The organism is Enterococcus sp. DIV0008, assembly GCF_050542615.1.
GTDB classification, from domain to species: Bacteria; Bacillota; Bacilli; order Lactobacillales; family Enterococcaceae; genus Enterococcus_D; species Enterococcus_D innesii.
Genome location: NZ_CP172937.1, coordinates 1,891,416 through 1,903,786, shown reverse-complemented (window position 1 = coordinate 1,903,786; position 12,371 = coordinate 1,891,416). Strand labels below are relative to the sequence as shown.

Sequence of the window (12,371 nt, the reverse complement as noted above, 5' to 3'; positions counted from 1 at the left end):
TATAAAAAAGGGAGGGAATCTTTTGTTCGACAAATTCAAACAATCAAAACTGTTCTTTTGGTCTTTGGAAGCATTGGTTTTAGTGACACTTGTATTTGTGTTAAGTAAAGTCAATTTTCTATTTGCACCGATCGGCACGTTTTTTTCTACTTTATTTGCACCAGTATTGATTGCTGGCTTTCTCTATTATCTGCTAAATCCAATCGTCTTATTTTTGATGAAAACCACCAAAATAAAACGGCTGTTTGCTGTCATACTCGTTCTGTTGTTATTAGTAGCAGCCATCATCTTGATTTTCGTCAGTGTTATTCCTAATTTGGTGAGTCAGATTTCTTCATTGGCAGAAAATATTCCAACATTTGCCAAGAATATGGAGAGCTGGATCTCAAGAATCGCAGATGATCCATTCTTCAAACAAATCGATATCGCCCAGCAATTAGAAAACCTAAATCTTTCTTACGGCTCATTGCTACAGCAGTTTCTTAGTGGATTATCCACCAGTTTAGGATCGATCGTCAGTACAATCGCTTCCGCAACAATGATCATCGTGACCGTACCTTTTATCTTGTTTTACATGCTGAAGGATGGGGAAAAGCTGGTTCCTAATCTGAAAACTGTCTTTCCAGAAAGAAGACGAGAGCAGATCGTTGGCTTGCTGGGCGACCTAAACAAAACATTGTCCAACTACATCAGTGGGCAAGCGATCGAATGTATCTTTGTTGGTACCTTCACCTTCATCGGTTACTGGATGATTGGCGTCAATTATGCCTTTTTATTCGGTGTGATCGCAGGGGTTACGAACTTGATCCCATATTTAGGTCCTTATCTTGGCTTGATTCCGGCGGTATTAGTGACGGTCTTTGATGAACCTTTCCGAGCGCTACTATGCTGTATCGTGGTTCTGATCGTCCAACAATTAGACGGAAATGTTATTTACCCGAATGTGATCGGCAAATCATTGGCGATCCATCCGTTAACGATCATTTTGGTCTTATTAGTTGCTGGTAATCTAGCTGGCTTATTAGGAATTTTCTTAGGTGTGCCATTTTATGCGATTTGCCGAACGATTGTCGTCTTTATTGTTCGCCTAATCAAAGATGACAAAATTAAGAAAAATCAGGAACGGTTGATTGAATAATCAATGACTGGTGTTTTTTATTGCAAAGAAAAAAACTTTGTGATAGGATTTTATCGTGGGCTAAGCCCACGATTTTTTTTAGAAAATGAAAAAATAAGGAGAGAATGCTATTATGAATGCTGACCCCGAGAGTCAGTCGCTTCTAGCGCAAATTTTATTATTGATCGTTTTGACATTGATCAACGCTTTTCTAGCGGCCTCTGAGATCGCAGTCGTCTCAGTCAACAAAAACCGTGTGGAGCAAAAAGCGGAAGAAGGAAATGTCAAATCACAAAAATTATTGAAAATCATTGATAATCCAACAAATTTCTTGTCAACGATCCAAGTTGGGATTACCTTGGTGAATATTTTATCTGGGGCATCTCTGGCAGATACCTTGTCGACCCGTTTGGCACCTTTATTAGGTGGAGGGACGGCGGCTAAAAGCTTAGCGAATATTATCGTTTTAGCGATCTTGACGTATGTGTCGATCGTTTTCGGTGAGTTGTATCCAAAACGGATCGCTATGAACAAATCAGAAGAAGTTGCCCAGTTCACTTCTGGTGTCATTCGAACGATCGGGATTATTGCCAAACCTTTCGTCTGGTTCTTATCTGCTTCGACAAGTTTATTGGCGCGCATCACTCCAATGGAATTTGACGATGAAGACACGAAGATGACCCGTGATGAAATGCGGTATATGTTGGAAACAGAAGGGGTCTTTGAAGAAGATGAATTAGAGATGCTGCAAGGGATCTTTTCATTAGACACGAAAGTCGCCCGGGAAGTCATGGTTCCTAGAACCTCAGCCTTTATGGTGGACATCAATGACTCAGTAGAAGAAATTTTGACTGAAATTTTAGCAGAAAATTATTCTCGTATTCCTGTATATAATGAAGATAAAGATAAAGTCGTAGGGATTCTACATACCAAAAATCTATTGAAGTGTGCGTACAAATACGGCTTTGATACGATGGACATCAAACAAATTCTACAAGAACCATTGTTTGTGCCAGAAACGGTCTTTATCGATGATTTGCTTTATGAATTAAAGAAAACCCAAAACCAAATGGCGATTTTGCTTGATGAATATGGCGGCGTCGTTGGGTTGGTTACACTAGAAGACTTGCTTGAAGAAATCGTCGGCGAGATCGATGATGAATCAGATGAAGTCGAAGAGCTTTATGAGAAAATCTCTGATAAAGAATATGTCATTCAAGGCCGCATGTTGATCGATGATTTTAATGAAGCCTTCAACATGAGCTTGCATATGAGTGATGTGGATACGATGGCGGGATATTTGATCACTGCTTTAGGATTGATCCCTGATGAAGGAGAAAAACTTTCCTTTGAAGTGGACAACGTAAAGCTGATCTCTGAAGAAATGGAAGGCTCACGGGTCTTGAAGATTCGGGTGATCTTCCACGACCCTGAAGACGGCGAAGTGGAACCAGAGGAAGAGCGCCGCTATTTCCGCAAAGATTTTGAGGAAGATGAGCCGCGCCGTTAAAGTTCCGTATAAATGAAATGAGGAAGACCAAGGCATTTGCTTTGGTCTTTTTTGTTCCTTTTTTACTTATTCCCCTTGATTTGTTTGTAAGAAACGGTTACGATAAATCTAATCAATAATACAGTTTAAAAACAGATAAAAAAACATGTGTATCTTATCTTCAAGCAATTTGATTGCATTTTTTCGAAAGAAAAGCGAGAATGTCCATAGAAATCTAATAAGAACGAGGGGCTTATAATGAAATTTTACCGTATGCTTAGTGAAGATATTCGTTACAATTTGGCAACTGAAGAGTACTTGATGGATAACATAGATGTTTCAGAACCTTGTCTTCTGTTATACATACAAAAACCATGTGTTATAATCGGTAGAAATCAAAATGCGTATCAAGAGATCGATTTTGAGTATTTGCGAAGCCGTAATATCGTTTTGACTCGCAGGACATCTGGTGGTGGAGCGGTTTATGACGATCTAGGCAACATGAGTTTTAGTTTTGTCACTAAAAAAGATGCCACAAGTTTTGGCGATTATCAAAGTGCGACGCAACCTATCATGAAGGGGTTAGCGGCAATGGGAGCCAAGGATATTGAAGTACACGGTCGCAATGATTTGTTCATTGATGGGAAAAAGTTTTCTGGCAATGCGATGTATACAAAAAAAGGCCGGACGTATTCTCATGGCACATTGATGTATGATGTGAACCTGGAAGAATTGACGAACGTTCTACACGTTGCCCAAGAAAAAATTGCTTCTAAAGCAACGAAATCCGTGCGGAAAAGTGTGACGAATATCAAACCTTATTTGGCAGAGCAATACCAATCAATGGATACCAAGGAATTTCGAGATACACTCCTTTGCCATATCTACGAAGTAGCCACCATCGATGAAATCAGTGATCAAGAGATCGTCTTGACGGAAACCGATCGACAAGCGATCCAAACGTTGTTTGAAGAGCGGTATGCGAATAATGAGTGGATTTTCAATGAAGCCCCAGCATTTGAATGGCAAAAAAGAAAGCGGTTTGAACAAGTAGGGATCGTTGAAGTCGATTTTACTGTGAACAAAGGCAAGATCGCAGCACTCCAAATTACGGGTGACTTTTTTGGGCAAAAAGAGATCAGTGAACTGGAAGCAATGTTGCAAGGGGTTGATTTTGAACAAAGTACCATCAGCCACTTGCTAGAGGGAATCGCCATCGAGCAATTTATCCATCAGATGACCACTTCTGAATTTTTAGCATTGCTGTTTGATTAGGAGGAAAAAGATGTTAGAAGCGATCAATCTCACAAAGCGTTATGATCGAAAGGTTCTCGATGGTTTGTCTTTTTCGGTTCAGGCAGGGGAAATCGTTGGGGTCGTCGGCAAAAGCGGCTCAGGAAAATCGACGTTGCTTCGGCTTTTAAACTTGATTGAAACCCCAGACAGCGGGGAATTACTTTTTGATGGCAAAAAAATCGATGCATCGAACAAAAAGCAGCTGCTACATGCGCAACAAGAAATCGGCATGATTTTTCAAAATTACAATCTGTTGCACAATCGAACCGTTTTTGAAAACGTCTATTTGCCTTTGAAATTAATGGGGAAATCCTCGGAGAAGGTGTTGGAGATGCTTTCGTTTGTTGGGATGGAAGACAAAGCCCACATCTACCCAGCCAAGTTGAGCGGTGGGGAGAAACAACGAGTGGCTATTGCACGAGCATTGATCCGTGAGCCGAAAATTTTATTGTGTGACGAACCCACCAGTGCGCTGGATGAAGACACCAAAGCGGATGTACTTGCTTTGCTGCAAAAAGTTCAACAGACGTTCCAGCCAGCAGTCGTTTTTGTCAGTCATGAGCTATCGGCCGTCCGACAAATTTGTCAACGTGTGTTTGTTTTGGAAGATGCCGTCTTTGCGGCGGAATTTGCCAATCAGCCACAGCCAATTGTCCGCATTGAAAGCTCTTATGTGAACAAAGTGGAGAGGAGTTTGCTGCATGACGATCAGTGAGAGTATTTTGTATTATCTGCCTGAATTGCTGGAATCTTTGAAAGAAACAGCGATCATGATGGGCATTTCGATGCTTGCAGCCGTTGCCTTAGGCCTGCCGTTAGGTGTCTGGCTTTTTCTCAGTCGCAGTCGTGGGAAAAAAATCTCATTTCTTTATGAGTGTCTGAATTTAATCGTGACGATCATTCGCTCGTTTCCATTTCTATTATTTGTCGTAGCCTTGATCCCGTTGACGCGGATGCTTTTAGGTAGCTCATTTGGACCGATCCCCGCCAGTTTTCCTTTGAGCATCGTTGCTATGAGTATTTTTGCTCGCTTGACGGAGCAAGTACTGCTGGATGTCCCAGAAGAAGTTTCTTATTTGGCAAAATCCTTGGGCGTCAGTCAATGGCAGTATGTTTGGTCATTTTTACTAGTAGAAGCCAGAAGTGGCTTGATTTTATCCTTGACGACGACAGCAGTCAGCATGGTTTCTTATTCGACGGTGATGGGGATCGTTGGCGGCGGCGGGATCGGCGATTTTGCGATCCGCTATGGCTATCAACGCTATGAATATGGCGTCATGTATTTTGCAATTATCATCATGATTCTTTTGGTCTTTATCCTGCAAGGGATTGGCAATCAAGCAGCAAGAAAACTTGATAAACGAAAATAGGAGGAATGAAAGTGAAAAAAGGATTTGTTTTAGGATTGAGTGTATTGGCGTTAGGTGTATTGGGGGCTTGCGGTTCCAGCTCTGATGAGGCGAGCGAAGAGAAAATCATCAAAGTCGCTTCACAAACGACACCAATGACCGATGTCGTAAAAGTTGCTGCTGAAGCGGTCGAAGATGGTTGGGAGATCCAATTGGTTCAAGTCAATGACAATATCCAGTACAACGAGTTGCTGAATAATGACGAGGTCGATGCCAACTTTGCGCAACATGAACCATATATGCAAATGTATAATGAAGAAAAAGATGCAAACCTAGTGGCATTAGATAAAATCTACAACGCAAAAGTCGGCTTTTATTCCAAAGAGTATACGGATATCAATGATATTCCAGAGGGAACGAAAGTCGCATTGCCGAATGATGTGTCCAATGAAGGTCGAGCGTTAGCGATTTTAGCAGAAGAAGGGTTGATCACTCTCAAAGATGGCGTTGGGGTCAATGGAACACTTAAAGACGTTACAGAAAATCCGAAAAACTTTGAATGGTTATCTGTCGATCTACTGAATCTTGCGGAAGCCTATGATGAGCCAAATGTATCTTTGGTATACAATTACCCAACCTATATTGCGAAAATCGGTTTGAAACCAGCAGATGCCCTTTTCTTAGAAAAGACCATCGATGATCGCTTTGCTATCTCATTGGTTGCTCGAGAAGACAATCAAGATTCTGAAAAAATCGCCGTTTTGCGCCGTGCCATGACTAGCGATAAGGTTCGCGAATTTTTAGAAAACGAGCATAGTGATACGTTATTGCCAGCATTTTAATTTGTTTCTATCAAATGGAAAGAACGCCCTTTGCCTAACTCTGTAAAAGAGAGTAGTCAAAGGGATTTCTTGTCTTTTTTTGCTTTTTTATCACCCTTATCCATGATATACTGATTTGGTCAGAAAACTAGCGACAGTCTAAAATGGTCACTGTTCGCATTGTAAATACAAGAAATGGAGCAATAGAATCAATGGATAATCCAAAATTAAAACAACAAGTCGATAGTCGCCGTACCTTTGCGATTATTTCCCACCCGGATGCGGGGAAAACAACCATTACAGAACAATTATTACTATTCGGTGGTGCGATTCGCCAAGCCGGTACGGTCAAAGGAAAAAAGACTGGCAATTTCGCAAAGTCCGACTGGATGGAAATTGAAAAACAACGGGGGATCTCCGTTACCAGTTCCGTTATGCAGTTTGATTACCAAGGCAAACGGGTCAATATTTTAGATACTCCTGGGCATGAGGACTTTTCTGAAGATACCTACCGTACCTTGATGGCGGTGGACAGTGCGGTTATGGTGATCGATAGCGCAAAAGGGATCGAAGCGCAAACGAAAAAACTTTTCCAAGTGGTTAAAAAACGCGGCATTCCAATTTTTACCTTCATCAATAAACTCGACCGTGATGGCCGTGAACCATTAGAATTACTAGAAGAGCTAGAAGATCTTTTAGAGATCGAATCATTTCCAATGAATTGGCCGATCGGCATGGGGAAAGGCTTAGAAGGGCTGTATGATATCCATAACCAACGGGTCGAATTTTACCGTCCAGACAATCACGGTGGGGAACGTTTAGTTGCCCTAGATGAAAATGGACAATTTCCTGCAGACCATCCATTTGCCGAAGATGGGCTGTTCCAACAAGTTTTAGAAGAAGTGGAATTGCTGCAAGAAGCTGGCGATGCCTTTGACACAGAAAAAATCGCTCGTGGCGATCAAACACCCGTGTTCTTTGGTTCCGCCCTTACGAATTTCGGAGTGCAGACCTTTTTGGAAACATTCTTGTCCTTTGCACCAGCACCTTATGGTCACAAAACTTTGGCCGGTGATGAAGTCAGTCCTTATGAACCAGAAATGTCCGGGTTTGTGTTCAAGATCCAAGCAAATATGAATCCTGCCCATCGTGACCGGATCGCCTTTGTCCGTATTTGTTCAGGAACCTTTGAACGAGGCATGGACGTGACACTTGAGCGTACTGGCAAAAAAATGAAACTCAGCAATGTGACACAATTTATGGCAGATACCCGAGAAAATATTGAAGAAGCAGTCGCTGGAGATATCATCGGGGTTTATGATACGGGAAATTATCAAATCGGCGATACGATTTATGAAGGAAAACTCAAAGTTGCTTACGAAGAGCTACCATCGTTTACTCCGGAACTCTTTATGAAAGTCACTGCAAAAAATGTGATGAAGCAAAAATCATTCCACAAAGGAATCTATCAGTTGGTCCAAGAAGGAGCCATCCAGTTGTACAAGACGTATCTTAGTGATGAGTATATCATTGGTGCTGTCGGGCAGCTGCAATTTGAAGTTTTCCAATACCGCATGATGAATGAGTACAATGCCGAAGTTATTATGACCCCAATGGGCCACAAGATCGCTCGCTGGATCGATCCAAAAGACTTAGATGAGCGCATGAGCTCAAGCCGTAACATTTTAGCGAAAGACCGTTTCGATCAGCCATTGTTCTTATTTGAAAATCAATTTGCAATGCGTTGGTTCGCTGACAAGTACCCAGATGTCGAATTGAAGAGCTTGATGTAAGAGCCGTTTCCCGCTAGACTGTTTAGGTATACTCAGCTTTGTGGGTAGCGTGAATCTTTTTTAGGGTAAAAGGTCCTTTCTTATCAAAATGGATAAGAAGGGGCTTTTTTATGCTGCCAGGGTGCTTTTGATGCAGAATGAAATGTGGGATTAGTCGTGAATGATTCACTGATTGAAGAATTTTCTGAAAAAATTATCCTAATTCATAAACATTCTTTTAAAAGAAGATAAAATTGAGTCGGGAAAAGAGCGTAGTATTAAAGATGACAGCAAGGAATTGCATTTGAAATGAATAGAAAAATAGCCTAGGCAACATTTAATGATTAGGAAATTTTCTTCTTGTTTGAAAGTAGAGGAAAAGCAGAGAAGAGATTGCCAGTGTTTGAGGGCATTTAATTCATTGATTGAGGGACATCTTCATTTTGTCAGATGCTACTAGTGAAGATATCTGAGCAGGATTTGGTTATAGACCTTGAAACTTCATTTGAAGCACTCCTAACAGATGGCTTAAGTTTTCAGTTGGTGAACCATGGCTTCGTGACTCCAAAATGGATATTAGTCTCATTGCTAGTCTGCTAGTTATCTATGTCTCGATTTTGCTAAAGCGAATGATTATTTGTTAAATAAAAGTGATTTCTGAAAGAAGAAAGGGGATCAGGTAGTGCTAAAAAGTTTGTTATTCATTTTTTCGGTGATGATTTTATTTCCAACACTAGAGGCTATGGCTGATGACGTTTCCGAAACTTTGATTTTTGATTTAAACACGATTGACTTTAAGGATGAACACTATTATTTGTTAAGAACCACACAAGATCTTCAGCTGACTGTCGATAGCAACGGCAGTGAAGGTGCTTTTGGCGTTACAATCACTGCTGTTGGAGAAGCATTTTCAGCAGAACTAAACAGCGTGAACGGTTCGGAAGAGATGATCATTCAGATTGAGGATGCTGATGAAGCATCAATGATTCTTAACATAGCTGCAACATTGAACATAAAGGAATATCTTGATTCCGACTCTGAGTACTACCTATCAGTCACTTTTACAGCAATTGATGATTCAGAGACCTTTACGAAAGAGATACAAATGAATCAGACGGATGAGGAAAAAGAAGAGATACCGGATGAAAACTTGACAGATGAAGACCAAGACGATGAAAAGCAAGAAGACAATGGCATCGAAGATGAATCCGAGAGCCAAAAGGAAGAAGCAGAATCTAATTACGACGAGCAAGCAAACTTGGAAGAAGACTCCCTTGATAATGATTCTACCAAACTAGAAGATTCGATCAGTGATGTCGAGGATGAGGCTAGTGCTGAGTTTTTTTTAGGGGAGAAAAGCCAGTACGAGACAGCAACCTTTTTTTCAAAAGAAATGATCATTGAAGAAAAAATATTTAGGCATATATCAGGAAAAACCGCTTATTTGATATGAGCGGTTTTTCTTGCCCCACTTCGGCGAGGCGATACGCAACATTACTTTAAAAAGGAAGCTATCAATAATTGATGAGCAGTGGAATAAGCAGAAACAGCACAAAAGAGAGGAGCTAGCCCTCTCTTTTTCTTTTTGATCTTACTATATATATGACTGACACTGTAAGTGCTGCTAAGAGAATTAGGATGATCCAGATAAACAATTGATTGTCTGACTGAATAGTGACAGTATTTGTTGGAATGCTTTCTTTTTTGAAGTCATCCAGGTCTTCTTTCTCATAAGAAAAAAGAGTGGTGATTGCTTTTCTACTTGTTTCTATTGTCAAACGGTATTCGCCTTCAATAAGTTCACTATTGTCTATTAAAGGGACTTGCATTCTTGATTTGGTTAACGGCGTTAAAAGAACGGAATCTGCTAACTCCCCAGAGGCAATTATTTCTCCATTTGGGTTTATTAGTTCGTAGAGCGCATTGTTCAAGTTGCCTAAAATAGGATTATAGTTGAGGGCGTAAAATTGTAGGTTTACCGTATCTTGAAGCGCAACAAAGGAGAAATCTTCATAAACGACGTCTTTGAGCTCTTCCACTTCACTAAAAAGTAAGTTGATAAAAATAAGTGATTCATACACAGATTTGATACCGATTGAATCTTCTGCTGTTTCAAGACCCATGATCTGGCTAAAATTGATTGACCCCATCACGGTTCCTTCACGTGCAGGCTCCTCTGGAAGAGTAATCGTAACGGTCACCAGAACGGATTCATTCGGAGGGATCTCAATTTGATTATCGTCATCTAATGCCTCTGATTCGATCGATGCATAATTGGAAAAGTTATACTTGTCATCTAGCAGTAAGTTTAGGTCATCGCTATAGATGATAGCTGATTCTCGTGAGAGAGCAGTGGAGGTGTAAGGTGTGACAACAATGGATGAATCACCGGATCCAACATTTTCTAGTGTAATTTCAACAATATACGCCGTCTCCATCTCAGGAGAAATACTCAAGGTATTGTCAGAAGTTTTGTACTCCGTTTCACTAAGTGTAAGTTTTAATGAATTCGCAGTTTCATCGGCATTTACGCGACGGATACTTGCATTGCTAATGAATGCTATAAAGAGAAGCAACACAGAAATCCTTAGAAAAGAATTTCTGTGTTTGAATGTATGATTCATGATTTTTTTCCTTTTAAAAATTATAGTGATGGAGTTTGACCAGGATCGGTACCATCTTGTGCAATTACAGTGATCACAGGAGCGTCTGCATCTTCTTCCAATGCAGCAAAAGCTTGTGCAAATGTTTGATCGATTGTAAATGTTATGTCTGTTCCTAGGGATTCAATATCAACAGGATCAGCAGTCAAAGTGTTAGGATTAGTGGCGTCGACAACGATTCCATCAAAGTCATCAGGCGCGTTAACAGCAAAATTAACGATTGCTTCAGAAGCAGTTAAATTGGTCAAAGTACCACCTACATTTAAGATAGTTCCTGCCACAGTTCCATTGTTTAATAAAACATCAGTAATCTGTACAGGTTCTTCCAAGGCGATGCCGTCATTAAACACGAAAGATGCATCTCCATATTCGAGTTCAATCGGAATCGTTATCGGGTCAGGGACATCTGTCACAGCAAACGCGTTGACTCCTCCGGCTAACAACAAAGATGCAATGAATGTACTGCCTAGAACAATTTTTTTCATATTCAAAACCTCACTTTAATTATTGCAGTTGTTGCACTGCTTAAATGAATTATAATATGCAATTTAGGGTAGCGATTATCCGATTTAGTGCTAATTTTTTTGAAAATATATAAAATATATACGGTGGAATATTTTATTGTGGTTAAAATTTGTTATTGCGATTATCATTTGTTCATTTGAAGCTGGCAGCAACGATCTGCAAACTACTGCGTCGGTTTTTGTTTATAAAATGAAAACGATAGAGACTTGATAAATAAGTCTCTGTCGTTTTATAGAAAAGATTCGGATGATTCGATTGTGTACAAAAATTGGCGATCTTTTTTGCTTATAGTGATACACAAGAAAAGTTTTCACTTTCCCCTGAAAGTCTGGCTGTAACAGTAATTATTGGTGGCTCTGTTAAGAGAGCAGTCTCACGGCTAACGGAATAAGTGGAGTTGATCGTGTTTTCTCCACGAGAAATAGCCTCGGCTTTGATCGTCACTGTTGGGTTATCAGTGATTTGGATGCCACTTTGTTCAGGGGCTTTGACTTCAACGATCACCTCAATGGGTGAGCGAGTGTAATTAAATAGTGCGCCGCCCACATTTGAAATTCCTCCTCGCGCAGAAAGAGTGCTATTTTCGAAAAAGGCATCTCCGATAGTAAACCTTCCCCCATTCGTTAAACGCATTTCGTTGTGAAAAGCGAAAGCAGAATTTCCATCTAAGATGGTAACTTTGAGGGGGTCGCTATTAGGATTGCTGACGCTTAAGGCGGTCGCATTGACTCCACCCGTTAGTAAGATTGTGGCTCCGAGAGTGATACTTAAGAAAGTTTTTTTCATTTTTAAACCTCGTTCTAGATTTTCAGATGTTTTTCTGAATATAAAAAGTATAAAGGGAAATTATCGTGAATATTATCTATATATTTGCAAATTAACAACAAATAGTGTAGAAAACTGATTAAAAATAAGGTTGTTTGTTTTGCTGGGAATTTTGGAAGGAGGGATAAGTTGTTTTTCCTATGGAAGTTCCTGTATTACTAAAAACGAAGGAGTAAAGCAAAAATAGCCTATTAGAGGAACAACAAATGAAACCATTGCTTTAAACTGGTGGCATCCAGAGCATCTCTCCATTTTGTGATGCATGATCTGTTGCTAAAAAAGCACTTTTCCCGATGCTATTCGGAGTAATTGCTGTGATTTGTCGGTCAAAATTGTAGTAACACAATCCTCTTGGTTTGTTGGCATTGGCGTTTCTCTAGAAAGATCATAGGTCATTTTCTTTATCTGAGTCGGTTTCGTTCATAAGCAAAGTAGTATGCCCAGCGTAAACGTCAGCCACTATATTGTGGAGGTTTTTCAGGTAGGTTAGATGAAGTGCAGAAGTCAAAAAAAG

General features: G+C 40.2%; 11 protein-coding genes. 8 read left to right on the top strand and 3 right to left on the bottom strand.

Annotation, left to right across the window (positions count from 1 at the left end; translation table 11 throughout):
• Positions 1-22 precede the first annotated feature (22 nt).
• From IGI84_RS09110 to IGI84_RS09075, 8 genes are all read left to right on the top strand, one after another.
• Positions 23-1,138 (top strand): AI-2E family transporter, encoded by a 1,116-nt coding sequence (locus IGI84_RS09110; protein ID WP_077454400.1) that lies wholly within the window; start codon positions 23-25, stop codon positions 1,136-1,138.
• A gap of 112 nt (positions 1,139-1,250) precedes the next feature.
• The gene (locus tag IGI84_RS09105) at positions 1,251-2,627 is read left to right on the top strand and encodes a hemolysin family protein (protein ID WP_077454399.1); all 1,377 of its coding nucleotides are present in this window, start codon (positions 1,251-1,253) and stop codon (positions 2,625-2,627) included.
• 237 nt (positions 2,628-2,864) lie between these two features.
• Positions 2,865-3,881, top strand: coding sequence for a lipoate--protein ligase (locus IGI84_RS09100; protein ID WP_081118120.1), 1,017 nt, complete (start codon positions 2,865-2,867; stop codon positions 3,879-3,881).
• A gap of 10 nt (positions 3,882-3,891) precedes the next feature.
• Complete coding sequence (locus tag IGI84_RS09095; protein ID WP_077454397.1) at positions 3,892-4,617, top strand: methionine ABC transporter ATP-binding protein; 726 nt, start codon at positions 3,892-3,894, stop codon at positions 4,615-4,617.
• Positions 4,604-5,272, top strand: a complete 669-nt coding sequence (locus IGI84_RS09090) for a methionine ABC transporter permease (RefSeq protein ID WP_081118122.1) — start codon at positions 4,604-4,606, stop codon at positions 5,270-5,272. The genes IGI84_RS09095 and IGI84_RS09090 overlap by 14 nt, the downstream gene beginning before the upstream one ends.
• Positions 5,273-5,277: 5 nt before the next feature.
• Positions 5,278-6,093: a MetQ/NlpA family ABC transporter substrate-binding protein gene (locus IGI84_RS09085; RefSeq protein WP_096742818.1), complete on the top strand. Its 816-nt coding sequence runs from the start codon at positions 5,278-5,280 to the stop codon at positions 6,091-6,093.
• A 191-nt stretch (positions 6,094-6,284) separates the two neighbouring features.
• Positions 6,285-7,865, top strand: coding sequence for a peptide chain release factor 3 (locus IGI84_RS09080; protein ID WP_005225872.1), 1,581 nt, complete (start codon positions 6,285-6,287; stop codon positions 7,863-7,865).
• A 661-nt stretch (positions 7,866-8,526) separates the two neighbouring features.
• The gene (locus IGI84_RS09075; RefSeq protein WP_430600223.1) at positions 8,527-9,297 is read left to right on the top strand and encodes a hypothetical protein; all 771 of its coding nucleotides are present in this window, start codon (positions 8,527-8,529) and stop codon (positions 9,295-9,297) included.
• A 112-nt stretch (positions 9,298-9,409) separates the two neighbouring features.
• On the opposite strand, the gene IGI84_RS09070 is transcribed toward IGI84_RS09075, so the two are convergent.
• The 3 genes from IGI84_RS09070 to IGI84_RS09060 all read right to left on the bottom strand — a co-directional run bounded on the left by IGI84_RS09070 (position 9,410) and on the right by IGI84_RS09060 (position 11,818).
• Positions 9,410-10,468, bottom strand: coding sequence for a DUF916 domain-containing protein (locus IGI84_RS09070; protein ID WP_220426597.1), 1,059 nt, complete (start codon positions 10,466-10,468; stop codon positions 9,410-9,412).
• A 20-nt stretch (positions 10,469-10,488) separates the two neighbouring features.
• Entirely contained in the window at positions 10,489-10,992 is a 504-nt protein-coding gene (locus IGI84_RS09065) for a hypothetical protein (RefSeq protein ID WP_077454391.1), read from the bottom strand.
• A gap of 325 nt (positions 10,993-11,317) precedes the next feature.
• Positions 11,318-11,818 carry a hypothetical protein gene (locus IGI84_RS09060; RefSeq protein WP_428207869.1) on the bottom strand — a complete coding sequence of 167 codons (501 nt, stop codon included), beginning with the start codon at positions 11,816-11,818 and terminating at the stop codon, positions 11,318-11,320.
• Positions 11,819-12,371: the final 553 nt, after the last annotated feature.

Excerpts from the sequence above, each read along its gene's own strand:
- IGI84_RS09105 (WP_077454399.1), top strand. The coding sequence starts at position 1,251 with ATGAATGCTGACCCCGAGAGTCAGTCGCTTCTAGCGCAAATTTTATTA.
- IGI84_RS09100 (WP_081118120.1), top strand. The coding sequence starts at position 2,865 with ATGAAATTTTACCGTATGCTTAGTGAAGATATTCGTTACAATTTGGCA.
- IGI84_RS09095 (WP_077454397.1), top strand. The coding sequence starts at position 3,892 with ATGTTAGAAGCGATCAATCTCACAAAGCGTTATGATCGAAAGGTTCTC.
- IGI84_RS09090 (WP_081118122.1), top strand. The coding sequence starts at position 4,604 with ATGACGATCAGTGAGAGTATTTTGTATTATCTGCCTGAATTGCTGGAA.
- IGI84_RS09085 (WP_096742818.1), top strand. The coding sequence starts at position 5,278 with ATGAAAGTGAAAAAAGGATTTGTTTTAGGATTGAGTGTATTGGCGTTA.
- IGI84_RS09080 (WP_005225872.1), top strand. The coding sequence starts at position 6,285 with ATGGATAATCCAAAATTAAAACAACAAGTCGATAGTCGCCGTACCTTT.
- IGI84_RS09070 (WP_220426597.1), bottom strand. The coding sequence starts at position 10,468 with ATGAATCATACATTCAAACACAGAAATTCTTTTCTAAGGATTTCTGTG.
- IGI84_RS09065 (WP_077454391.1), bottom strand. The coding sequence starts at position 10,992 with ATGAAAAAAATTGTTCTAGGCAGTACATTCATTGCATCTTTGTTGTTA.
- IGI84_RS09060 (WP_428207869.1), bottom strand. The coding sequence starts at position 11,818 with ATGAAAAAAACTTTCTTAAGTATCACTCTCGGAGCCACAATCTTACTA.